The organism is Methylobacterium currus (assembly GCF_003058325.1).
Lineage (GTDB): Bacteria > Pseudomonadota > Alphaproteobacteria > Rhizobiales > Beijerinckiaceae > Methylobacterium > Methylobacterium currus.
In genome coordinates this window covers 4,364,313-4,386,350 of the sequence record NZ_CP028843.1, presented here as the reverse complement: position 1 = coordinate 4,386,350, position 22,038 = coordinate 4,364,313, and the positions used below count along the sequence as shown (strand labels likewise).

General features: G+C 73.3%; 19 protein-coding genes and 1 pseudogene. 9 read left to right on the top strand and 11 right to left on the bottom strand.

Features of this window, described 5'->3' with window-relative positions; all coding sequences use genetic code 11:
* Window positions 1–19: 19 nt before the first annotated feature.
* Window positions 20–727, top strand: coding sequence for a glutamine amidotransferase (locus tag DA075_RS20360; RefSeq protein ID WP_099954767.1), 708 nt, complete (start codon window positions 20–22; stop codon window positions 725–727).
* Window positions 724–1,431 carry an MOSC domain-containing protein gene (locus tag DA075_RS20355; RefSeq protein WP_099954766.1) on the top strand — a complete coding sequence of 236 codons (708 nt, stop codon included), beginning with the start codon at window positions 724–726 and terminating at the stop codon, window positions 1,429–1,431. Before DA075_RS20360 ends, DA075_RS20355 begins: the two co-directional genes overlap by 4 nt.
* Before the next feature lie 7 nt (window positions 1,432–1,438).
* Here the strand turns inward: DA075_RS20355 and DA075_RS20350 are convergent, their stop codons facing one another.
* The 8 genes and pseudogenes from DA075_RS20350 to DA075_RS20320 all read right to left on the bottom strand — a co-directional run bounded on the left by DA075_RS20350 (window position 1,439) and on the right by DA075_RS20320 (window position 7,863).
* Entirely contained in the window at window positions 1,439–2,281 is an 843-nt protein-coding gene (locus DA075_RS20350) for an alpha/beta fold hydrolase (protein ID WP_244936249.1), read from the bottom strand.
* Entirely contained in the window at window positions 2,278–3,504 is a 1,227-nt protein-coding gene (locus tag DA075_RS20345; RefSeq protein WP_099954765.1) for an MFS transporter, read from the bottom strand. The genes DA075_RS20350 and DA075_RS20345 overlap by 4 nt, the downstream gene beginning before the upstream one ends.
* Window positions 3,505–3,665: 161 nt before the next feature.
* Window positions 3,666–4,448, bottom strand: a complete 783-nt coding sequence (locus DA075_RS20340) for a hypothetical protein (RefSeq protein ID WP_099954764.1) — start codon at window positions 4,446–4,448, stop codon at window positions 3,666–3,668.
* Window positions 4,448–5,113 carry an urease accessory protein UreG gene (gene ureG, locus DA075_RS20335; RefSeq protein ID WP_099954763.1) on the bottom strand — a complete coding sequence of 222 codons (666 nt, stop codon included), beginning with the start codon at window positions 5,111–5,113 and terminating at the stop codon, window positions 4,448–4,450. The genes DA075_RS20340 and ureG overlap by 1 nt, the downstream gene beginning before the upstream one ends.
* Window positions 5,114–5,136: 23 nt before the next feature.
* Complete coding sequence (locus DA075_RS20330; RefSeq protein ID WP_099954762.1) at window positions 5,137–5,493, bottom strand: tRNA-binding protein; 357 nt, start codon at window positions 5,491–5,493, stop codon at window positions 5,137–5,139.
* A 96-nt stretch (window positions 5,494–5,589) separates the two neighbouring features.
* Window positions 5,590–6,102, bottom strand: a complete 513-nt coding sequence (locus tag DA075_RS20325) for a hypothetical protein (RefSeq protein ID WP_244936246.1) — start codon at window positions 6,100–6,102, stop codon at window positions 5,590–5,592.
* A gap of 54 nt (window positions 6,103–6,156) precedes the next feature.
* Window positions 6,157–6,282 (bottom strand): annotated as a pseudogene (locus DA075_RS38595) (DUF4160 domain-containing protein); the annotation flags it as partial.
* A gap of 162 nt (window positions 6,283–6,444) precedes the next feature.
* Window positions 6,445–7,863: an amidohydrolase gene (locus DA075_RS20320; protein WP_099954760.1), complete on the bottom strand. Its 1,419-nt coding sequence runs from the start codon at window positions 7,861–7,863 to the stop codon at window positions 6,445–6,447.
* Window positions 7,864–8,112: 249 nt separating this feature from the next.
* Here DA075_RS20320 and DA075_RS20315 point away from each other — a divergent pair, with 249 nt between their 5' ends.
* From DA075_RS20315 to DA075_RS20300, 4 genes are read left to right on the top strand one after another with little or no spacing between them, the layout of a single operon-like run.
* A complete protein-coding gene (locus DA075_RS20315; RefSeq protein ID WP_099954759.1) occupies window positions 8,113–9,906 on the top strand; it encodes a peptide ABC transporter substrate-binding protein in 1,794 nt (597 codons plus the stop codon).
* A 10-nt stretch (window positions 9,907–9,916) separates the two neighbouring features.
* Complete coding sequence (locus DA075_RS20310; RefSeq protein WP_099954758.1) at window positions 9,917–10,876, top strand: ABC transporter permease; 960 nt, start codon at window positions 9,917–9,919, stop codon at window positions 10,874–10,876.
* Window positions 10,842–11,771 (top strand): ABC transporter permease, encoded by a 930-nt coding sequence (locus DA075_RS20305; RefSeq protein WP_099954757.1) that lies wholly within the window; start codon window positions 10,842–10,844, stop codon window positions 11,769–11,771. Before DA075_RS20310 ends, DA075_RS20305 begins: the two co-directional genes overlap by 35 nt.
* A gap of 26 nt (window positions 11,772–11,797) precedes the next feature.
* Window positions 11,798–13,651 (top strand): ABC transporter ATP-binding protein, encoded by a 1,854-nt coding sequence (locus DA075_RS20300; protein WP_099956695.1) that lies wholly within the window; start codon window positions 11,798–11,800, stop codon window positions 13,649–13,651.
* A gap of 360 nt (window positions 13,652–14,011) precedes the next feature.
* Here the strand turns inward: DA075_RS20300 and DA075_RS20295 are convergent, their stop codons facing one another.
* The 3 genes from DA075_RS20295 to DA075_RS20285 all read right to left on the bottom strand — a co-directional run bounded on the left by DA075_RS20295 (window position 14,012) and on the right by DA075_RS20285 (window position 18,959).
* Entirely contained in the window at window positions 14,012–15,484 is a 1,473-nt protein-coding gene (locus DA075_RS20295) for a heme biosynthesis protein HemY (protein WP_099954756.1), read from the bottom strand.
* Window positions 15,485–15,619: 135 nt separating this feature from the next.
* Window positions 15,620–18,019: a hypothetical protein gene (locus DA075_RS20290; protein WP_244936244.1), complete on the bottom strand. Its 2,400-nt coding sequence runs from the start codon at window positions 18,017–18,019 to the stop codon at window positions 15,620–15,622.
* A 121-nt stretch (window positions 18,020–18,140) separates the two neighbouring features.
* Complete coding sequence (locus DA075_RS20285; RefSeq protein WP_244936242.1) at window positions 18,141–18,959, bottom strand: uroporphyrinogen-III synthase; 819 nt, start codon at window positions 18,957–18,959, stop codon at window positions 18,141–18,143.
* Window positions 18,960–19,076: 117 nt separating this feature from the next.
* Between DA075_RS20285 and tsaD the strand changes: the two genes are divergently transcribed.
* The 3 genes from tsaD to DA075_RS20270 are packed head-to-tail and all read left to right on the top strand — an operon-like array spanning window position 19,077 to window position 22,026.
* Window positions 19,077–20,153: a tRNA (adenosine(37)-N6)-threonylcarbamoyltransferase complex transferase subunit TsaD gene (gene tsaD, locus DA075_RS20280; RefSeq protein ID WP_099954754.1), complete on the top strand. Its 1,077-nt coding sequence runs from the start codon at window positions 19,077–19,079 to the stop codon at window positions 20,151–20,153.
* Window positions 20,150–21,034 carry a GNAT family N-acetyltransferase gene (locus DA075_RS20275; protein WP_099954753.1) on the top strand — a complete coding sequence of 295 codons (885 nt, stop codon included), beginning with the start codon at window positions 20,150–20,152 and terminating at the stop codon, window positions 21,032–21,034. The genes tsaD and DA075_RS20275 overlap by 4 nt, the downstream gene beginning before the upstream one ends.
* Window positions 21,031–22,026 carry an NAD(P)H-dependent glycerol-3-phosphate dehydrogenase gene (locus DA075_RS20270; protein ID WP_099954752.1) on the top strand — a complete coding sequence of 332 codons (996 nt, stop codon included), beginning with the start codon at window positions 21,031–21,033 and terminating at the stop codon, window positions 22,024–22,026. The genes DA075_RS20275 and DA075_RS20270 overlap by 4 nt, the downstream gene beginning before the upstream one ends.
* The last annotated feature ends 12 nt before the right edge of the window (window positions 22,027–22,038 follow it).

Genomic DNA, 22,038 nt, shown 5'->3' with positions numbered 1-22,038 from the left:
GTCCGATGGGTGCCGACCGATGCCCGATGCCTTGGCGATCCGTCACGTCCAATTCGAGGATCTCGGCGCCTTCGCCGCCCCGATCGCGGCGGCCGGCTACGCAATCCGCATCCACGAGGCCGGGCTCGAACCGCTGCCGCAGCGCGACGCCGAGGAGGCCGACCTGCTGGTGGTCCTCGGCGGCCCGATCGGTGCGGCGGAGAGCGACCTCTACCCGTTCCTGGCCGATACGGTCGCGGTGCTGCGGAACCGGCTCGCCGCGGGCCGGCCGACGCTCGGCCTGTGCCTCGGAGCCCAGCTGATGGCGCTGGCCCTGGGCGCCCGCGTCGCGCCGGCCCCCGCCAAGGAGATCGGCTGGGCTCCGGTGACGCTGACCGAGGCCGGCCGCGCCGGGCCGCTGCGCCACCTCGACGGCGTGCCGGTGCTGCATTGGCACGGTGACAGGTTCGACCTTCCGCCCGGGGCCGAAGGGCTGGCGGCGACGCCGCTCTGCCCCCACCAGGCCTTCGCGCTCGGCCGCCACGCCCTCGCCTTCCAGTTCCATCCCGAAGCGGATGGCGGCGCGTTCGAGCGCTGGCTGATCGGGCACGCGGTGGAGATCGCGGGCGTGCCCGGCCTCTCGGTCCCGGCCCTGCGGGAAGAGGCCCGCCGGTACGGGCCGGCGGCGGGCGAGGCGGGACGGCGCTGCCTCGCCGCCTGGCTCGCCGATCTCGGGCGCCGGCCGTGACGGGCGTCGGAATCGCGGCCGTTCTGGTCGGGGGCCTCGCGCCGCTCGGCCGGTCCGGCGCGTTCAGCGGGATCGCCAAGGCACCGGTCGACGGGCCGGTACGGATCGGCCCGCTAGGCCTTGCGGGCGACGCGCAGGCCGATCGGCGGCACCATGGCGGGCCGGAGAAGGCCGTCCACCACTACGCCTTCGACCATTACGCCTCCTGGGCCGACACCCTCCCGGCGCCGGGCCCGGCGGTGCTGGGCGCACCCGGCGCGTTCGGCGAGAACCTGTCGAGCACCGGCCTCACCGAGGCGACGATCTGCGTCGGCGACCTGTGGCGGGCCGGGACGGCCTTGCTCCAGGTCAGCCAGGCGCGCCAGCCGTGCTGGAAGCTCGATCACCGCTTCGGCGTGCCCGGAATGGCGCGCCGGGTCCAGGCGAGCGGACGGACCGGCTGGTACTACCGGGTGATCGAGCCCGGCGCGGTCGCGGCCGGCGAGACCCTGCGCTTGATCGATCGTCCCTGCCCGGACTGGCCGCTCGCCCGGCTCCTGCGGGCCTTCTACGTCGACCGGCTGGACCGGGATGTCCTGGCGGGCATCGCCGGGCTCGCGCTCCTGTCGCCGTCCTGGCGCGAGCTGGCGGCGCGGCGCCTGGAAAGCGGCACGGTCGAGGCATGGCGGCCCCGCCTGGACGGGCCGGGCCCGGGTGCCGGGTGAGCCGGCGTCAGGGCACCGCGACGGCGCGCCGGATCGCGGCCCGGACCCGCTCGGGAGCCTCGAAGGGCAGGAAATGGGTGGTGCCCGGCACCGTCTCGACCTCGACCGATCCGCGGCTCTCCGCGAGCGCGCAGGTGCTGCCGGACTCGGCCCGCAGAATGTCCGCCGGGCAGGACAGGCGGGCGAGCGCGCCCCAGGGGTCATGCCCCTGCGCCAGGTAGCTCGACGCCTCCCAGGCCCCGGTGCAGGCGAGGGTCACGCCGTCCGGACCATCGCGAAATCCGTCCGCCACGTAGTCGGCGAGCGGGGCTTCCGGCCAGGTCCGGAACGCGCCGCGCCCGCGATAGGCGGCGAGCGCCGCCTCCCGGGACGGGAAGTCGCTGCGCCGCTTCAGGGCGCCCTCGGCGAGGCCGGCATGGCCCTCGCCGCGTCGCTCGGGCGGCTGGATCACCGGATCGAGGAGCACGAGGCGGCGCACCCGCTCCGGACGCTCGGCCGCGGCGAGCAGCGAGGCGGTGCCGCCCATCGAGTGGCCGATCAGCACGAGGGGCGGTGCGTCGAGCCGGTCGAGGAGGGCGATCAGGTCGTCCGTGACGTCCTGCCAGTCGGTCCGCCCGGCGGGCTCCGCCGGCAGGGTGGTGCGGCCGTGGCCGCGATGGTCGTAGGCCAGCACGTGCCAATCGGCGAGCGGCGCCAGCAGGCTGCGATAGGTGCGGGCGTTGAACCCGTTGGCGTGCAGCAGGAGCGCGTCGAGGGGCCGCTCGGCCGGCCCGAACTCCAGGGCGGCGAGGCGCCCGCCGGACGGGTCGCCGATCTCGATCATCCGCCGCACGAAATCGCAGTCGCTCACGCCCTCAACCCCTTCGGTCGCGCCAGGGCGGTGCCGGCGGCGCCCAAAGCCATCAGCACGGCCGTGCCGAGGAAGACCGCCCGCATGCCGATATGCCCGCCCACGAAGCCGCCCAGCAGCGGCCCCAGCACCTGTCCGACATATTGCGACGAGGTGGAATAGCCGAGCATCGTCCCGGCCACCCGGTCGGGCACGGAATGGCGGATGACGCTGGCGATGCAGGGCAGGAGTCCCCCGAGGGCCAGGCCCATCAGGAAGCGCAAGCCCACGAGCTGCCACTCGCTCGTCACCAGGGCCTGCGGCACGAGGAGCAGGGCCGAGGCGGTCAGGCTCGCCGTGATGACGGTCCAGGGGCCGATACGGTCGGCGAGGCGCCCGAGCCGCGGCGCCGACAGGATGCTGCCCAAGGCGGTCGCCGACATCGCCAGGCCCGCGATCAGGGTGACCCGGGCGGGATCGGGCGCCAGCTCGGCGACGTAGACGGTGATGATCGGCTCGACCGACATCACGGCCAGCATCAGCAGCATGCCGGTCGCCAGCATGGCGAGCGCCGGGCCCTTGTCCGGGATGCTGGCGAAGCCGCCGCCGGCCCGGGCGGAGCGCGGCGGGCGCGGCTCCTCGCGGATCAGGACGAGCGTCGCCAGGAAGGCGAGGAAGATCACTCCGCCGGCGGCAAAGAACGTGGCGCGGATGCCGATCAACGGCGGCAGCACCCCGCCGATCAGGGGCCCGACGAGGTTGCCCGCCATGATGCCGGACGCCAGCGTGCCGAGCGCCCAGGCCGAGCGGTCCTTCGGCGTCTGCGTCGCCACCAGCACCGTCGAGCCGGAGGCGTAGCCGCCCAGCAGCCCGGCGAGCAGCCGCAAGCCCACGAGCTGCCAGACATTGCCGGCGAGGCCGATCAGCGACATGGCCACCGCCATGCCGAGGCTCGCCCGGATCAGCATCAGCTTGCGGCCGTAGAGGTCGGCGAGCCGCCCCCAGAGCGGCGCCACCAGGGCGGCGCTGAAGAAGGTGGCGCCGAACGCCACGCCGGACCATTGGACGATCGCCGCCTGGTCCTTGACGCCGAGTTCCTCGACGTAGAGCGGCAGGAACGGCAGCAGCAGCGTCATCGCCACGATGGTGGTGAACGAACCGAACACGCAGACCGCGAGGTTGCGCCGCCAATAGGCCTCCGCCGGCGCCTCGGCCGGAGCCGCGAGGCTGCTGTCGCGGGTCATCGTCGTGTTCTCCCCCTCGAGCGGCCGAAGGACCCTGGCGCGGGATCCCCTCTCCCACACGGGAGAGGGGATCCCGCGCTTGAACTGGCCGGGAGACCGACCGTAGCGGCCTCGCCGCCCCGCGCGAAGCCGCCCTCGCTGCCCACCCTCATGCCCTCATGTCATGCCCCCGGCCGCCAATCCGGCCAGGCCCCGACGCGGTGCACCAGGCGACATTCGCCGGACGCCTCGCCGAACGGCGCCAGGACCCAGTCCCAGCTCTGCGGCGCCAGCCCCGGATCGACCCCGTAGAGGAGGTCGATCCGCTCCAGCACGCGCCCGTCCCGGTCCTCCTCGGTCTCGTCGCGATCGGTGACGAGGCAGATGCGGGCCGACAGCCCTGCCAGGGCGTCGAGATGGGCCGCGACGATGCGGCGCCCGAAAGCCTCCGGGTCCGTCCAGGGGCCGAGCCGGCCCGCCGCCTCGAGCCGCGCCACCGGCAGGATCGGCAGTTGCGACAGGAGATTGGCCGAGACCACGAGGTCGGCCGCGGCGCAGACCGGCGGCAGCACCGGGTCGAAGCCTTCGCTGCGGCCGAGCATCAGCCCTTGCGCGCCGCTCAGGTCGTGGACGAGGCGCGCAACGTTGGCGTGGCCTCGCGCCCGCCAGCGCCCGCGCCAGGGATGCACCGCATCGACCAGCACCACCCGCCGGAACGCGGCGGCCAGATCGTCGATCGGCACGTCGTCGAGGAGGCCGGAGCCCAGCACCACGGCGGTGTCGCGCCGGGGGAGATCCTCCATCGCCGCCCGCACCGCGTCTTTCGCCGCGGCCAAGTGCGGCGCCCAGGCGGCGCGGCAGCGCCGCGACCGCGAGGCAAGCCGCACGCTGTCGCCGGCATAGCCGAGGCGCCGCGCCGGCAGCGAGGCCGGCTGGACGAGCCAGTGCAGCAGGTCGAGGAGCACTAAAGCCCCCCGGCCTCCACCACGAACCGCGCCACCACCTCGACGCCGTCGCCATGGCGCAGGGACGCGAACACGTAGGGGCGCTGGCCCCGCATCCGCTTCGTATCCTCCTCCATCACCCCGAGATCGGCGCCGACGAGGGGCGCGAGGTCGGTCTTGTTGATGACGAGGAGGTCCGAGCGGGTGATGCCGGGCCCCCCTTTCCGCGGGATCTTCTCGCCGCCCGCCACGTCGATGACGTAGATCGTCAGGTCGGCGAGTTCCGGCGAGAAGGTGGCCGCGAGGTTGTCGCCGCCGGATTCGAGCAGCACCAGGTCGAGGGCCGGGAATCGGCGGCGCATCTCCGCCACCGCCGCGAGGTTGATCGAGGCGTCCTCGCGGATCGCCGTATGGGGGCAGCCACCGGTCTCGACGCCCATGATGCGCTCCTCCGGCAGGGCGCCGGCCACGGTGAGGAGGCGCGCATCCTCCTTGGTGTAGATGTCGTTGGTGATGGCGCAGAGGTCGTAGCGCTCGCGCAGGGCCTTGCACAGGCCCTCCATCAGGGCGGTCTTGCCCGACCCGACCGGGCCGCCGATACCGACCCGCAAAGGACCATGGGTAGAACTGGGACCATGGGTGGAACTGGGGCCGTGCCTGGAACCGGGGCCGTGGCTGGAGGTCATGGTGCGTCGTGTCTCCTTGGGGATCAGTACAGCCGCCCGCCATTCGGCACCGGCCGCTCGGGCGCGATCAGCACCACCGCGCCCTCCGCGTCCGGCAGCCCGAGGGTCAGCACCTCGGAGCGCACCGGGCCGACCTGGCGCGGCGGCAGGTTGACGACGCAGAGCACCTGCCGGCCGACCAGGGTTTCGGGGGTGTAGTGCACCGTCACCTGGGCGGAGGATTTCTTCTGGCCGATCGCCTCGCCGAGATCGATGACGAGGCGGTAGGCCGGCCGGCGCGCCTGCGGGATCGGCGCCGCCTCGACGATGGTGCCGACCCGCACGTCGAGCTTCAGGAAGTCGTCGATGGCGATCGGGGCCGGCGGCTGGGTCTGGTCCATGGGGCGTCCGGGTTGGGGAACAAGAATGACGCTCATCCAATCGACGATGAACGGCTTGCGGTTGAGCGGAGGTCTGGCGGTCTGCGCGGCTGCGCCTCAGGCCGCTTCGCTCACGGCCCGGCCGCCGTCGCCCGGTCCCTTGTCGATCTCTCCGTCGAGGTAGCGACAGGCCAGGGCGATGTGCCGGGGGATCTCTCGCTCCTTCGCGTAGTAGGCGACCAGACGGCGCGCGATGCCGAGATGGGCGGCGGCGGCATCGAGGGTCAGCCGGTTTCGCTTGAGGAAGGCGGCGAAGTCGTGGTTCGTCATGGTCTCGGCCGCCAGCTCCTCGACGGATTCGGCGCCGATCTCGAGGTCGGGATGACCTGCCCAGGCAAGGGCCGCCCCCCGCTCGCCGATCTCCACGCTCTCGAAGGGCACCGTACCGTCGCGCAGCGGCCGGAAGACCTTGAAGGTGAAGATCACCGGGGCGAGGTCCACGCTGTCGGTCCGGCCGACGCGCTCCCCCTCGGCCCAGGTGACGCTCACGGTGAACGGCTTGCCCGCAGGCGCGACAGTTGCCAGCTTCGGCAGGCGTCGGCCGACCGTGACGATCTCAGTCCCGCTCATTGAGACGGCTCCATTCGGCGAGCAGTGCCTCGGTCCGCCCCCCGCCCACGCCAGGGCTTCCGCGAGGGCCGAGCGGGAATACGTCCCTTCGATCACCTGAAGGGTTCGGATATCGACGAGGGCGTGGAAATTCAGGCCGATCATGTGAAAGTGCGGCGGATTGTGGTCCCGGGACCGCACCTCGATCCGGAAGCTGTCGAAGCGGTGGAGGGTCGGCACACGTCAGGGTCCTTGCACGAGGGCAAATTAGTGCACATGGTGCACTCGTGCAAGGGTCGATCCGTGTGCCCGCCTCGCCGCTCCGGCAGCGAGCCGCAGGCCAAGGGCTGTTGGCCTCTCCCCTCAGCCCACCGACATCGTCAAGGGTGGCTGCACCTCCGCCGGCAGGGGCGAGACGTAGCCCTCCGGACCCGTGCGGGCCTTCAGGTCCGCCTTGGCGGCCTCGCGCAGGGCCGCATCCGTGGCGAGCCGGGCACCGAGCGCCGCCATGGCCTTGGCCACCTGCACCATCGCCTTGTGGGCGGCGGGGACCTTTCCTTGCGCCACCACCTGCCAGGTGTGGAACGGCGTGCCGACCGCCACCGTCGGGGCGTGGGCCTGCACCGTCGGCACCACCCAGCTCACGTCGCCGACATCGGTCGATCCGATCGCCGGGTTGCGGCGGGCGTCGAGGGGCACCAGGAAATCGGCGAGCGGCGCATCAGTCACCGGCAGCCCGATGGTACGGTAGACCGCCGCGATGTCCTGCGGCGTCAGCGTGCCCTGGATCTCCTTGGCGAAGGCACGGTCGGCCTCGTCGAAATGCGGCGCACCGAGATCCTCCATCACCCCGTGGAGCGCCTCCTCCAGCGGCGTGTTGCCGACGAGGTTCGAGACCGCGCTGACGATGCGCATCTCCATGGTGGTCTCGGTCATCAGCGCGGCGCCTTCGGCGATCTTGCGGACGCGGGCGACGAGGTCGCGCATGCCGGGCAGGTCGCGGGCGCGAATCGAGTAGCGCACCCGGGCATGGGCCTGGACGACGTTCGGGGCGATGCCGCCGGTATCGAGGAGCGCGTAGTGCACCCGCGCGTCGCTCGGCATGTGCTCGCGCATGTAGTTGACGCCGACATTCATCAGCTCGACCGCATCGAGGGCCGAACGCCCGAGATGCGGGGCGGCCGCCGCGTGCGCGGCGCGGCCGGTGAACACGAAATCGGCCCGGGTGTTGGCGAGCGAGAGCGGCGGCGAGACCTCCCAGAAGCTCGACGGGTGCCAGGTCACGGCAGCGTCCGCATCCGCGAACAGGCCCTCGCGCACCATGAAGGCCTTGGCGGCGCCGCCTTCCTCGGCCGGGCAGCCGTAATAGCGCACGCGGCCCGGCAATCCGGTCTCGGCGAGCCAGTCCTTCACCGCCGTGGCGGCCAGGAGTGCCGCCGAGCCGAGCAGGTTGTGCCCGCAGCCATGGCCGTGGCCGCCGGCCTCGATCGGGGCATGGGCCGCGACGCCCGCCTCCTGGCTCAGGCCCGGCAGCGCGTCGTACTCGCCCAGGAACGCGATGACCGGACCGCCCTCCCCGGCCTCGCCGATGACCGCGGTCGGGATGCCGGCCGCACCCTCCGTCACGCGAAAGCCCTGGTGGCGCAGCTCGGCCGCGTGGGCGGCTGCCGAGCGCTCTTCCGTATAGCAGACCTCCGGCGTGCCCCAGACCTCGTCGGAGAGGGCGATGAGCCGGTCCTTGTGCGCGTCGACCTGGCGCCAGACGGCGTTGCGGTTGTCCATGGGGATCCCTCCGGCGCGGACCCTCGGCGGGCCGCCTTGCGCGCCAACCTCATGCAGGTGGCTTGCCGGGTGAAGCGCGGCGGGAGCGGACGTGGCGCGCGAATTGCGAATGGCTCCGCGACCAGCGGCTGTGCGGACCGGAAACTCCGGGGCCGAATGCCTTGGGCAAAGTTTCTCATGGCTTGCGGACCGGAACGGCGGGCGCGATGCTGCCCGTCAGTTCAAGGCCTGTCAGAAGGGTGATCGTCCATGACCGAGCATGACCTGCGCGCGATGATCGGCGAGGTGAAGGACGGGAGCCTGTCGCGGCGCAGCTTCGTGCGCCGGATGCTGGCGCTCGGCCTCACCGCGCCGATGGCCGGTATGATGCTGGCCCAGAACGGCGTCGCCTTCGCGGCGAACCCGCTGCGCGACGCCTACAAGCCGGGCAAGGCCGGCGGCGGCGGGCCGCTCAAGCTGCTGTTCTGGCAGGCTGCCACCCTGATCAACCCGCATTTCGCCATCGGCACCAAGGACCAGGAGGGTTCGCGCATCTTCTACGAGCCGCTGGCGGCCTGGGATGCCGACGGCAACCTCTTCCCGATCCTGGCGGCCGAGATCCCCTCCAAGGAGAATGGCGGCGTCGCGGCGGATGGCCGCTCGGTGACCTGGAAGCTCAAGCCGGGCGTGAAATGGCACGACGGCAAGCCGTTCACGGCCGACGACGTGGTGTTCACGGCGGAATACGCCGCCAACCCGGCCACCGCCGCGGTCACCGGCGGCAGCTACACCAACGTCAAGGTCGAGAAGATCGACGACCTGACAGTCAAGCTCTCCTTCAAGGAGCCGACCCCGTTCTGGGCCGACGCCTTCGTGTCGAGCGCCGGGATGATCATCCCCAGGCACGTCTTCGCGGAGTACGCCGGCGACAAGTCCCGCGACGCCCCGGCGAATCTCGCCCCGGTCGGCACCGGCCCCTACAAGTTCAGCGAGTTCCGTCCCGGCGACATCCTGCGCGGCGTGCGCAACCCGGATTACCACGTGCCGAACCGGCCGTTCTTCGACTCGATCGAGATGAAGGGCGGCGGCGACGCGGTCTCGGCCGCCCGCGCCGTGCTGCAGACCGGCGAGTACGACTACGCCTGGAACATGCAGGTCGAGGACGAGATCCTCAAGCGGCTCGAGGCCGAGGGCAAGGGCCGGGTCACGATGGAATATGGCGGCAACCTGGAATTCCTGCTGCTGAACGCCACCGATCCGACCGTCGAGGTCGACGGCGAGCGCGCCTCGCTCAAGACCAAGCACCCCGCCTTCTCGGACCCGGCGGTGCGCAAGGCGATGAACCTGCTCGTCAACCGGGCGGCGGTCCAGCAATACATCTACGGCCGCACGGGGCGCGCCACCGCCAACGTCTTCAACGGCCCGGCTCCCTTCGTCTCCAAGAACACCTCCTTCGCCTTCGAGCCCGACAAGGCGGCGCAGATCCTGGAGGAGGCCGGCTGGAAGAAGGGCGGCGACGGCATTCGTGCCAAGGACGGCAAGAAACTGAAATTCGTCTTCCAGACCTCGATCAACGCGCCGCGCCAGAAGACTCAGGCCATCATCAAGCAGGCCGCCCAGAAGGCCGGCATCGACATGGAGCTGAAATCGGTTCCCGGTTCGGTGTTCTTCTCCTCCGACGTGGCGAACCCGGATACCTATCCGCATTTCTACGCCGACATGGAGATGTATACCTGGAACATGTCGCAGGCCGATCCGGCGGTGTTCGCGCTGCAATACGTGTCCTGGGAAGCCGCCACCAAGGCCAACAAGTGGCAGGGCCGCAACATCTGCCGGATGCAGAACCCGGAGGTCGATGCCTGCTACCGCGCGGCGCAGGGCGAACTCGATCTCGTCAAGCGCGCCGCCCTGTTCATCAAGATGAACGACCTCGTGGTGGCCGACTACGTCCTGCCGCTGCTCCACCGCGCCCAGGTCTCGGCGATCAACGGCAAGCTCCAGGCGCCCTCGACCGGCTGGGACAACTCGCTGACCTTCCTGGCCGAGTGGTACAAGCAGGCCTGACGGAAAGCCGATGGGCGCCTATCTCCTCCGCCGCCTGCTGATCGCGATCCCGAGCCTGCTCGGGATCAGCCTCATCCTGTTCACCGTGCTGGCGCTGGCGCCGGGCGATCCCTTCGGCGAGCTCGCCACCAACCCCAACGTGCCGCCCGAGGTCCGTGAGGCGTTGCGGTTGAAGTTCGGCCTCGATGACCCGATCCTGGTGCGCTACCTGCACTGGCTGACCGCGATGCTCCAGGGCGACTGGGGCTTCTCCTTCGCCAGCCGGGTCAATGTCGACGAGCTGATCCTGCAGCGCCTGCCCACCACCCTGTTCGTGGTCGGCTCGTCGCAGGTCCTGGCCCTGCTCATCGCCGTGCCTGTCGGCATCCTGGCGGCGATCCGGCCCTACTCGGTCTTCGACCAGGTGGCGAACACGCTCGCCTTCGTGGGCTTCTCCCTGCCGACCTTCTTCACCGGCCTCCTGTTCATCCTGCTGTTCAGCCTCACCCTCGACTGGCTGCCCTTCGTCTACCAGGCCGACATCGCGGCGACGGGCTGGCGCTGGGTCTGGGAGCACGTCCGGCAGGCGATCATGCCGGTCTGCGTGCTCGGCTTCTTCCAGGCCGCCTCCTACACCCGCTACGTCCGCGCCTCGGTGCTCGACGTGGCCCGCCTCGACTACGTCACCACCGCCCGCGCCAAGGGCCTGTCGGACGGCACCGTCACGGTCCGGCACATCGCCCGCAACGCGCTGATCCCGGTCGTGACGCTCGTGGCGCTCCAGATCCCGGCGGTGTTCGGCGGCGCCATCGTGACCGAGCAGATCTTCCGGATCCCCGGGATCGGCTCGCTCCTCATCAACGCGATGCTCGCCAACGACACGCCGGTGGTGATGGCCGTCACCTTCGTGTTCGCCTGCCTCGTCGTCCTGTTCAACCTCGTCGCGGACCTCCTCTATGGCTGGCTCGACCCTCGCATCTCCTACCGCTGAGGCGGCGCCGGCCCCCGCCCCGGCGGCCTCGGGGCGGGACACCTGGCGGCGCTTCCGCCGCCACCGCCTGGCGGTCGTCAGCATCGGGGTGCTCGGCCTCCTCGTGCTGGCGGTCCTCGTCGGCGGCTGGGTCTGGCCGGTGGCGATCGACGAGATCGACTTCGCGGCGACGCTCCAGGGCCCGTCCTGGGCCCACCCGCTCGGCACGGACGACCTCGGCCAGGACCTGCTCGCCCGGATGATCTATGGCGGCCGCATCTCGCTCGCCGTCGGCTTCGCGGCGATGGTCGTGGCGACCGTCGTCGGCGTGGTGGTCGGCGCGCTCGCCGGCATGTCGCGCCGGTTCCTCGATCCGGTGCTGATGTGGCTGACCGACCTCTTCCTGTCGCTGCCGCAGCTGCCGCTCCTGCTCCTCATCATCTACCTGTTCCGCGACCAGCTGAAGCAGGTCTTTGGGGTCGAGGGCGGCGTGTTCGTGATGATCGTCGCGGTGATCGGGGGCCTACGCTGGATGCCGGTGGCGCGCCTCGTCCGCGCGCAGTTCCTGTCCTTGCGCGAGAAGGAGTTCGTGGAGGCGGCGCGCTCGCAGGGGGCCACGTCCTGGCACCTCGTCACCCGCCACATCCTGCCGAACGCGCTGGGTCCCGTGATCGTCGCGGCGACGATCGAGGTGTCCTCGGCCATCATCGCCGAATCGACCCTGTCGTTCCTCGGACTGGGCTTCCCGCCCGACATCCCGACCTGGGGCCGGCTGCTCTACGACGCCAAGGACCACCTCGACGTGGCGCCGCACTGGGCCCTGTTCCCGGGCGCTGCGATCTTTTTGACCGTCCTGTCGATCAATTTCATCGGCGACGGCCTGCGCGACGCCCTCGATCCGCGCCGGGTGCTGTGAGGATAACAGGCATGACCACCCCGATCATGACCGCCCCGATCCTCTCGGTCCAGGACCTCACCGTCGCGTTCCGCTCCGAGCAGGCCTGGCGCCCGGTGGTGCACGGCGTCTCGTTCGAGATCGGCCCGAAGGAGACGGTTGCCCTGGTGGGCGAGTCGGGCTCCGGGAAAAGCGTCACCGCGCTCTCGATCATGCGGCTCACCCCGCGCGATGCGACCCGGACCGGCGGTCGGGTGCTGCTCGAGGGCCGCGACCTCCTGCGCCTGCCGGATGCCGAGATGCGCCGCATCCGCGGCGACGACGTCGCGATGATCTTCCAGGAGCCGATGACGAGCCTGAACCCGGTGCTCACCGTCGGCTTCCAGATCGGAGAGGCGCTGCGGCTTCACCGCGGCATGTCACGCGGGCAGGCCGAGGCCGAGACGGTACGGCTGTTCGACAAGGTCCGCATCCCGGCCGCCGCCTCGCGGGTGCACGATTATCCGCACCGCTTCTCCGGCGGCATGCGCCAGCGGGTGATGATCGCGATGGCGCTTGCCTGCCGGCCGAAGCTCCTCATCGCCGACGAGCCGACCACGGCCCTCGACGTCACCATCCAGGCCCAGATCCTCGACCTCATCAAGCTCCTCCAGGAGGAGGAGGGCATGTCGGTCCTGTTCATCACCCACGACATGGGGGTGGTGGCCGAGATCGCCGACCGTACCGTGGTGATGGTCGACGGGCGCGCCGTCGAGACCGGGGCGACCGAGCAGATCTTCCGCCGACCGGCCCATCCCTACAGCCGCGCGCTGCTGGCCGCCGTGCCCCGCCTCGGTGCCATGCAGGGCAAGACCCGCCCGGCCCGCTTCGAGATCGTCGACCGCGCCACCGGCGAGCCCGAGGCCTCCCCGCCCCTGCCCGACACCGTGCGCGAGGGCGGGCGCCCGGTGCTGGAGGTCAAGGGCCTGACCACCCGCTTCGACATCCGCGGCGGCCTGCTGTCGCGGGTGCGCGGCCGGGTCCACGCGGTCGAGAACGTCTCCTTCGCGGTGCGCGCGGGCGAGACCCTGGCGCTCGTCGGCGAATCGGGCTGCGGCAAGTCCACCACGGGCCGCTCGGTGCTGCGGCTGATCGAGCCCGTCGCCGGCTCGGTCCTCCTCGACGGCGAGGACGTGCTCGGCCTCTCGCCCGCGGCCCTGCGCGCCTGTCGCCGGCGGATGCAGATGATCTTCCAGGATCCCTTCGCCAGCCTCGACCCGCGCATGAGCGTGGGCTCGGCCATCGCCGAGCCGCTGCTGATCAACCGCCTGTGCTCGCGGTCGGAGGCCCGCGCGCGCGCCGCCGACCTCCTGCGCCGGGTCGGTCTCAAGCCCGAGATGGCGAGCCGCTTCCCGCACGAATTCTCCGGCGGCCAGCGCCAGCGCATCTGCATCGCCCGCACGCTCGCACTCGAGCCGCGCCTGATCGTGGCCGACGAATCGGTCTCGGCGCTCGACGTGTCGGTGAAGGCGCAGGTGGTGAACCTGATGCTCGACCTGCAGGCGTCGCTCGGCCTCGCCTACCTGTTCATCTCCCACGATATGGCGGTGGTGGAGCGGGTGAGCCACCGGGTCGCCGTGATGTATCTCGGCGAGATCGTCGAGATCGGCCCCCGCGCCGCGATCTTCGGCGCGCCCCAGCATCCTTACACGAAGAAGCTCATCGCCGCCGTCCCGGTCCCCGATCCGGGCCGCCGGCGCCAGCTCCACGCGGTGCGCAGCGACGAGATCAAGAGCCCGATCCGTCCGGTCGATTACGTGCCGCCGGAGCGGCTGTATCGGGAGGTCTCGCCGGGTCACGTGGTGCAGGTCTGGGGGCCGGAATGGGAGGCGCCGGCGGGTGGGATGGCGGCCGTGGCGTGAGCGCGGCGTCGCCGGCTCGGCGGCTCCGACACCCACTGTGTCATCCCAATCGCGCTTTCGCATCGACACGTCGATGCGAAAGAGTCCGGCGCATCAGCGCCGGCGCTCATTCGGGCTTAGCCTGCGCCTTCGAACGAGTCCGTTCGAAGGCGCAGCGGTATCATCCCGGGGCGAGCCTTGGCGAGAACCCCGGGATCCATGAACGCTGACGGCGCGCAGGATCGGGCCGAACGCCGTCCGCTTTATCCGGGAAGGTCAGCGTTCATGGAATGCCGGGTGCCGCTTTCGCAGCCCCGGGATGACGCGGAGGGGTTCAGTTCGGTTGGGTCGATCCCGACCGTAAGGGGAGGCGCGTCGCGCTCACCGCCCCGGCCCGACCACCTCCGGCACCTTGACCGGCACCGGCGCCACCGGCGGGGTCACGGTCCCGGCCGGGATCGTGCCGACCGCGGCGGCGCCGTTGCCGGCTTTCGCCGCCTGGCCTGATCCGTTGAGGGAGGCCGGCGCCGCGGCGGGCTCCGGCTCGTGCGCGGATGGGGCACGACCCAGCAGGTCCGGCGGGGTCTGCCAGACGAAGGCATCGAGGCGGCCGCTCACCGGCGAGATCGGGGCCCAGCGGTTGGTGACGAGGCCATCGGCGCACCAGGCCGGATCGCGCGGGGCGCGGGCGGCGCGGGCCTGCCACTCGCGGGCCTTGCCGGATTGGGCACCGTGCTCGGCCTCCTCGATCTCGGCCATCAGCTCGTAGGCGCGCACGGTCGGCTGGTCGGTCAGCAGCGGCGCCAGCACGTCGCGGGCCCGGCCGAACTCGCGGGCGTCGAGGGCGGCGCGGGCGATGGCGAAGCGCGACTCGGGGTGCCAGGACGAGATCCGGGCCAGGGTCTCGGCGCGGGCCAGCCGGTCGCGGCTCGAATCACCGGTGCGCAGGTCGAGATAGACCCGGGCGAGGTCGGGATGCGGGTTGGCGCGCCAGGCCGCCTCGACCACCTTGGCGGCACGCTTGAGGTCGCCGCGGCGGGCGAAGAGACGCCCGGCCACCGCCGCTGCCGGAACGAGATCCGGGGCGAGCTTCACCGCCTCGCGGGCCTGCACCAGGGCGCGCTCGGGATCGCCGGCCTCGAGGTCGAGGGCGCTGGCGGTCAGCAGCACGGCGCGCTGGCGGCGCATCGCCGCCTTGTCGGACAGGCCGAGGGCGGCGCGGCGCGAGACGGTGTCGAGGGCGCCCGACCAGTCTCGGTCGGCGCACTGGCCCTCCATCACCGCCTCGTTGGCCCAGGTCACGCTCGGGGCGAGGCGGGCAGCCTCCGTCGCATAGGCGCGGGCCGAGGCCTCGTCGTCCTGGCGCCTTGCCTCGACGAACAGGCCGCGCAGGCCGAGCACCCGGGTCTCTGGATCGTCGACCATGCGGCGGAAGGCGCGCTCGGCCCCGGCGCGGTCGCCGGAGATCTGGGCGGCCTGGGCGGTCAGCAGGAGGGCGAGCGGCTCGGCGCCGAGCAGGCGCTCGGCCTCGCCGGCGTGCCGGCGCGCCGCGATCGGGTCGCCGGAGCCCACCGCCACCATGCCGCGCGAGAGCGCGTTGTAGCCCCGGGCCTGACGCCGGCGCCGGCTCGACAGGGTCAGCCGCTCGGGCAGGTGCAGGATGCCGCGGAAGAAGGCCCAGGCGAAGCCGAGGACCACCGCCAGCACCATCACGCCGACGAGCGCCGCGGCGAGGCTGGTCGCGACCTCGTAGCCGCCCCAGGTCACGGTGACCACGCCGGGCCGGTCGGCGAGCCAGACTGCCCCGAAGGCGGCGATGGCGAGGAGAGCCAGGAAGGCGAGTGCGCGCCACATCGGTCCATCAACTCCAGAAAGCCGCGCTGCCGCATCGGGCGCGCGAGGGGGCGTCGAGCGCGCCCCGGGACATCACGGCGGCCGCCCGGCTGGGCGACCGCGTCGCCGCCCGGGCGGGCGGCCGCATTCCGAGCATCAGCGGGTCGCCGGCCCCTGGAGGGCCGCGAAGGACGCGGAGAGCCGCGCCCGGGCGGCCTCGCCGGCCGCCGCGCGGGCCTTCAGGCGCTGGCCGAACTCCCCGGCCTCCTGACGGGCCTGCTCCGGCAGGGCGTCGAAGGCTTGCGCCGCCTCCGCCACCGCGCCGCGGGACAACGCGTCCTGGATCCTGGCGATTCCGGCCTCGGTCGGATCGGCGGTGTTGCTCGCCGGCGGGGCCGCGCCCTCGCTCCCGACCTTGCGCACCGAGACGATCGACTCGGCCATGCTGGCCAGCCGGTCGGTGATGCTGCCGCGCTCGGCCACCGCCCGCTGCCGGGCGGCGAGCGCCGCCGCGTTCAGCTTGGCGGCGACGGGCTGGAAGCTCTGGGCGAGCGACGCGGCGGTCGGCGCTCCGCTCTGGGCGAAGGGCTCCAGCGGTGCCAGCGCCCCGGCCTGGCCGGGATCGAGCTGCTTCAGGGTCGCGAGCGCGTCGGCATAGGGCGCGCCGGAGGCGAGCGCGCTGGCGATCCGGTCGGACGCCACCACCCGGAGCGCCGCCTGGACGGTGCTCGCCTCGGCCCGGCCCTCGACCGCCTTGGCGAGGTCGGCGAGGCGTTGGTCCACGGTCTTGGTGCGGGCCTCGGCCGATTGCTGGAGCGCGTCGAAGCGCTGGTCGGCGGCCTTGGCCCGGCCGTCGAGCGCCTGCCGCAGCTCGTCGAGACGCTGGCCGAGCGCCTTGCCGGCCTGTTCCTCGGCCGCCGCGCGGGTGCCGAGATCGGCCTGGAGCGCCTTCAGACCCTTGTCGAGCCCGTCGAGGCGCCCGCGCAGGTCGGCCCCGTCGCCGCGGCCCTGGAGCGCCGTCACCGCCTGGGCGAGGCCGTCGACCCGCTGGCGCAGGCCCGCATCGCCGCCGCCTGCCCGGCCCTGGAGGTCGGCGAGCTGCTTCTCGATGCCCTGGAGGCGGGCCGGGTCGATGCCGGCACTGGGCGCCTGCGTCGGGGCCTGGGTCGCGGGCACCGCCTGACCTGTGGCAGGCTGAGAGGCCGATGCGGGCGCCGCCTCGGCCTTGCGCAGGGCCTCGTCGGCCCGCTGGCTCGCGGTCTTGGCGGCGTCGTCGGCCGCGCGCACCGCGTCGGGCAGCGGACGCACCGTCGTCTCCAGCGAGGCGATGCGGCGGTCGAGGGCCTGGACGCTGTCGCGCGGCGCGAGATCGGCCAGGCGCTGCTCCAGCGGGACGGTGCCGGGCGCATCGGTCTGGGGTGCGGCGGGCTTCGGCAGGTTGATGCCGTAGGCCGGGCCGTAGGTCGTGGCGCCGTAGAGGAGGCCCGCCCCGACCACGCCGCCGAGGAGCGAGGCGGCGAGCAGCGAGCCGAAACCGGCGCCGGACCGGGCTTGCGGGGCCGCAGCGGTGGCCGGGGCAGCGGTGGCCGGGATGGCGCTCGCGGGCCGGGCGCCCTCGGGCTTCGGCGCCGTCGCGCCGCCGGTCGTCGCTCCGGCCTGCGGCCCGGTCGATTGCGGCCCGGTCGATTGCGGCCCGGTCTTGGGCACCGTCGAGAGCTTCGCGCCGGCCGGGCTCGCCGGGTTGGGGGCCGAGCCCGCCGAGGCGGCGCCCGCCGTCGCACCGGTGCCGGCCGACTTCGTGTCCAGGGGCTTGGCGGTCTCCGGCGGCTTGCTGCCGGGACCGCCGGTCACCGGCGCGCCGGGCTTCCCGTCACCCGGCCCGACGTCCCCTGGCTTGACGTCTCCTGGCTTGGCATCCCCGACCTTGAGCGGGCCGCTGCCGGGGCCCGTGACCACGGTGCCAGTCGCGGGCTTCGGGGCGCCCCCGGTCGGGGACGGCGTCGTGGACGCGGCCGCGGTGGCGCCCGCCGTCGAGGACGGCGCGCCGGGCTTGTTGTCGCCCGGTTTGATCTCGGTCGGCTTCACGGCCTCGCCCGGCTTCGGGGGCGTGGTCGCCGTCGCGGCGCCGATCGGCGTGGTGGCACCCATGGTGGCACCCATGGGCGCGCCGCCGACCGGCTTCGGTGCCGCGACGGCGGACGTCGAGGCCGGGCCGGACGCGGCGCCGGTCAGGCCGGGCTTCGGCGCCTCGCCCGGCTTCCCCTCGGCCGCCTTCGGCGGCTCGCCGGGCTTCGCGGCGGCAGGGGGCGTCACGCCGGGCTTCGGTGCATCGGTCCTGGCGGCCTCCTTCACGGCGTCCTTGGCCGCCTCGGCCGGCTTCGCGGGCTCGCCCTTGCCGGGCTCCGCCTTAGCGGGTTCCGCCTTGCCGAAATCGGCCTTGGGCGCGTCGGCGACGCGGGTGGCCTTCAGGTCGATGATCGGCCCATCCGCCGGGTTGCTGCCGCGTCCGCCGGGACGGTTGCGCGAATCCTTCTGGTCCTTGTCGGATGGGGTCACGGCCGAAGATCCTCACCTGTGGGTCCGAGCCGGGGCGCGCCGGAAGGCGGCCTGATCGGCGCGGCGTGAGCGCGACCGCGGGGCAGGATCCCGCCCGGGCCGCGCACTGGTTGATCGTCCCTTAGCATCGCTCCCGGCCCGGGCGAAGGGCCGGCGACGCCTGTGCGTCACTGTCCGATGGCATGGGAGTGTCCGATGGCATGGGCCGCGGGCCGGCCGAGGGTAAGCCCGCCAGCAGGGCGTCCTCGTCCGGCCGCACCGCGACGACATGGGACAGGATCCCGGCCGCGACCAGGGGCGCGGCCACGTCCGCCGACAAGCAATGATGCGCCACGCGCCGAAAGGCCTCCTCCCGCCCCGCCGCCCGGGCGAGGCCGAGCGCCGTCGCGGCGCTGCGCCGGGAATAATGCAACGCCGCGTCGAGGCTGTCATTGCCTAACGCCTCCGCCACCGGCTCGGGCAGGGCCGGCAGGGGCCGGGCCGCGTAGGCGACCCAGACCGTGAGCCGGTAGCCGCGGGCGGCGAGCGTGTCGCCCGGCTCGTCCTTGCGCTCGCGCCCGGCGGCGTGGAGGAGGCGCGCCCCGCGGGGAAGCGTCCGGCCGATCAGGTCGGCGAGGGCCAGGGCGTCGCCCCCGGCCTCGTGGACGGCACCGAGCCCCGCCGCCCGGGCGGCCGAGGCCGTGCGGGCGCCGACGCAATAGGCCGGCAGGGCCGCGAGGGGCGAGCCCGCCAGGGCCGGCACCGCGCTCGCGCTCGTCAGGACCAGGGCGTCGAACGGGCCCTCCGGAGCCGGCGCGCCGCTGAGCGCCAGGTCGAGGACGGGGGCGAGGAGCGGCCGGTGGCCGAGGCCCGCGACGCGCTCGGCGGTGCGTGCCCCGGCCGGCAGCGGCCGCGCGACCCAGACCCTGAGGGCGGTCCCGCACTCCGTCGCCCGCGTCACGCGCTCCCCCTCATGCATGCGACCCCTTTGCCGACCTGGCGCCGGCGGGTTATCTGAAGGGCACCATACCGGCCGCCGCGCGGCGTGCCAGCCCCCTCGCGAGACCATGCCCACACCATGAACGTCCTCGGGATCGAGACCACTTGCGACGAGACCGCGGCCGCGATCGTGACGGTGGAGGAGGACGGGCGCGGCGCGATCCGCTCGAACGAGGTGCTGAGCCAGATCGCCGAGCACGCGGCCTATGGCGGTGTGGTGCCGGAGATCGCCGCCCGCGCCCATGTCGAGGTGCTGGACCGGCTCATCGCCCGGGCTCTGGACAATGCGGGGATGCGGCTCGCCGATCTCGACGGCATCGCGGTCGCGGCGGGGCCGGGCTTGATCGGCGGCGTGCTGGTCGGACTCGTCACCGGCAAGACCCTGGCGCTGGTGGCGCGAAAGCCCCTCGTCGCCGTCAACCACCTCGAGGCGCACGCCCTCACCGCCCGGCTCACCGACGGCCTCGCCTTCCCCTACCTCCTGCTGCTCGCCTCCGGCGGGCACACCCAGCTCGTCGCGGTCAAGGGAGTCGGCGAGTATGTGCGCCTCGGCGGCACCATCGACGACGCCATCGGCGAGGCCTTCGACAAGGTGGCGAAGCTGCTCGGGCTCGCCTATCCGGGCGGGCCGGAGGTCGAGCGTGCCGCCGAGAGCGGCAACCCGGAGCGCTTCGCCCTGCCGCGGCCGATGCTCGGCCGGCGCGAGCCGAACTTTTCCCTGTCCGGTCTCAAGACCGCATTGCGGATCGAGGCCGAGCGCATCGCGCCCCTCACCAACCAGGACGTCGCCGATCTCTGCGCCAGCTTCCAGGCGGCGGTCGTCGACGTGGTGGTCGATCGGGTGCGGGTGGCGTTGCGCGATTTCGGCGCCGTCGCCGGCCACCCGACCGCCCTCGTGGCGGCCGGCGGCGTCGCGGCGAACGGCGCCCTGCGCCGCGCCCTCGCCCATCAGGCCGGTGAGGCCGGGCTGCCGCTCGTCGCCCCGCCCCTGCCGCTCTGCGGCGACAACGGCGCGATGATCGCCTGGGCCGGCATCGAGCGCCTGCGCCTCGGCCTCACCGACGACATCACCGCGCCAGCCCGGCCGCGCTGGCCCTTCGCGCAGGCCAAGGATCTGGCCAAGGACGCCGCCCAACCCCAGATCACCGCCGGATGACGCCCGCGGAGGTCGACGAGCAGCAGCGCCGCTGGCGGGCCCTGGTCGACGAGCGCCTGCCCGCCGCGGCGGCCGGGCATCCGGATTGGCCGGTCTCGCGCAACCATTGCTTCGCCCGCATCTTGCTCGACAATGCCTGCGGCGGGCCCTGGCGCGAGAGCGTGGCCCCGCCCGCCTGGGCCAACATGCCGCCGGAGCGCTTGAGTGTCGCCCTCAGCCTCGGCGAGGCGGTGCTGGCCGGCCGGCAGGATCTCGCCGCGCTCAATCACCGCTCGCTCCTGTGGCGGCGCAAAGCGCGGGTGCCGCCGCCGCCCGCGAGCCTGCCCGGCGACGGCTTCTCCCTGCGGCGCTGGCAGCTCGCCGACGACGAGCCCTTCGCGGCACTCTGCGCCGACCCGGAGGTGATGCGGTTCTTCCCCGCTCCGAAGACCGCCCGCGAGAGCCAGACCGAGGCCCGGGCGCTCGCCCGGCGCTTCGACGAGGACGGGTTCGGCCCCTGGGTGGTCGAGGCGCCGGAGGGGTTCGTCGGCTTCGTCGGCTGCTGGCGCCCGGCCCGGCCGCTGCCCCTCGGGCCGCTGATCGGGCAGGAATCCGGCCTCGTCGAGATCGGCTGGCGCCTCGCCTGGCCCGCCTGGGGCCGGGGCTTCGCCGTCCGCGGCGCCCGCCTGGCGCTCGCCGATGTGTTCGCCCGCTGCGCCCTCCTCGAGGTCGTGGCCTACACGGCCGACGTGAACGCCCCCTCGCGCCGGGTGATGGAGCGCCTCGGCATGAGCGAGGTCGGCGGGTTCGCGCATCCGGGGCTCCCGGAGGGACATGCATTGCGGCCGCATCGGCTGTATCGGTTGACGGCGGCGGATTTTCTGGCGGGAGGGACACCATGACCCCGATCGGCCCGATCGCGGTCCTGGGCGGCGGGGCCTGGGGCACGGCGCTCGCCAACGCCGCCGCGGCAGCAGCCGAGCGGCCGGTGGTTCTGTGGATGCGCGACGCCGAGAGTGCCGCCGGCTTGGCGCGCTCCCGCGAGAATGCCCGCCACCTGCCCGGCGTGATGCTGCATCCGGGCGTGCGCCCGACCGCCGCCGCGTCGGACCTCGCCGTGGCCGAGGCGGTGCTGGTGGTCACGCCGGCCCAGACCCTGCGCGGCGTGCTGGGCACCCTGCGCCCCTACGTCCAGCCCGACGCCGCCCTAATCCTGTGCGCCAAGGGCATCGAGCGCGGCACCAACGCCTTCCTCACCGACGTCGCCGCCCAGGCGGCGCCGGGCTCTCCCGTCGCGGTCCTGTCCGGCCCGAGCTTCGCGGCCGACGTCGCCCGCGGGCTGCCCACCGCGGTGACGCTCGCGAGCCGCGACGGCGCGCTGGCGGCGCAGCTCGCGGTCGCCCTGTCCGGGCCGACCTTCCGGGTCTATCACGGCAGCGATCCGCGCGGGGTCGAGATCGGCGGGGCGGCCAAGAACGTGCTCGCCATCGCCTGCGGCGCCGCGATCGGCCGGGGCCTCGGCGAGAGCGCCCGCGCGGCGCTGGTCGCCCGCAGCTTCGCCGAGCTGATGCGCTTCGCCCGCGCCTGGGACGCCCGGCCCGAGACCCTGATGGGGCTGTCCGGCCTCGGCGACCTCGTGCTCAGCGCCGCCTCGGCGCAGTCGCGCAACTTCGCCTTCGGCGAGCGGCTGGGACGGGGCGCGACCCTCGAGGAGGCCTCCGGCGGCAAGCTCGCGGAAGGCGCGCTCACCGCGCAGGGGCTGGTGGCGCTGGCCCGCCAGCGGGGCGTCGAGATGCCGGTGGCCGAGGCGGTGGCCGGATTGCTCTCCGGCGCGCTCAGCCTCGACGCGGCGATCGCGGACCTGCTCAGCCGGCCCCTGCGGGCCGAGGTCTGAGCAGGCCGGACC

Coding starts and splice junctions, on each gene's coding strand:
- DA075_RS20310 (WP_099954758.1), top strand. CDS start 9,917: ATGGGCGCCTATCTCCTCCGCCGCCTGCTGATCGCGATCCCGAGCCTG.
- DA075_RS20295 (WP_099954756.1), bottom strand. CDS start 15,484: ATGTGGCGCGCACTCGCCTTCCTGGCTCTCCTCGCCATCGCCGCCTTC.
- tsaD (WP_099954754.1), top strand. CDS start 19,077: ATGAACGTCCTCGGGATCGAGACCACTTGCGACGAGACCGCGGCCGCG.
- ureG (WP_099954763.1), bottom strand. CDS start 5,113: ATGACCTCCAGCCACGGCCCCGGTTCCAGGCACGGCCCCAGTTCCACC.
- DA075_RS20270 (WP_099954752.1), top strand. CDS start 21,031: ATGACCCCGATCGGCCCGATCGCGGTCCTGGGCGGCGGGGCCTGGGGC.
- DA075_RS20315 (WP_099954759.1), top strand. CDS start 8,113: ATGACCGAGCATGACCTGCGCGCGATGATCGGCGAGGTGAAGGACGGG.
- DA075_RS20275 (WP_099954753.1), top strand. CDS start 20,150: ATGACGCCCGCGGAGGTCGACGAGCAGCAGCGCCGCTGGCGGGCCCTG.
- DA075_RS20345 (WP_099954765.1), bottom strand. CDS start 3,504: ATGACCCGCGACAGCAGCCTCGCGGCTCCGGCCGAGGCGCCGGCGGAG.
- DA075_RS20360 (WP_099954767.1), top strand. CDS start 20: ATGCCCGATGCCTTGGCGATCCGTCACGTCCAATTCGAGGATCTCGGC.
- DA075_RS20325 (WP_244936246.1), bottom strand. CDS start 6,102: ATGAGCGGGACTGAGATCGTCACGGTCGGCCGACGCCTGCCGAAGCTG.
- DA075_RS20320 (WP_099954760.1), bottom strand. CDS start 7,863: ATGGACAACCGCAACGCCGTCTGGCGCCAGGTCGACGCGCACAAGGAC.
- DA075_RS20300 (WP_099956695.1), top strand. CDS start 11,798: ATGACCGCCCCGATCCTCTCGGTCCAGGACCTCACCGTCGCGTTCCGC.
- DA075_RS20305 (WP_099954757.1), top strand. CDS start 10,842: ATGGCTGGCTCGACCCTCGCATCTCCTACCGCTGAGGCGGCGCCGGCC.
- DA075_RS20330 (WP_099954762.1), bottom strand. CDS start 5,493: ATGGACCAGACCCAGCCGCCGGCCCCGATCGCCATCGACGACTTCCTG.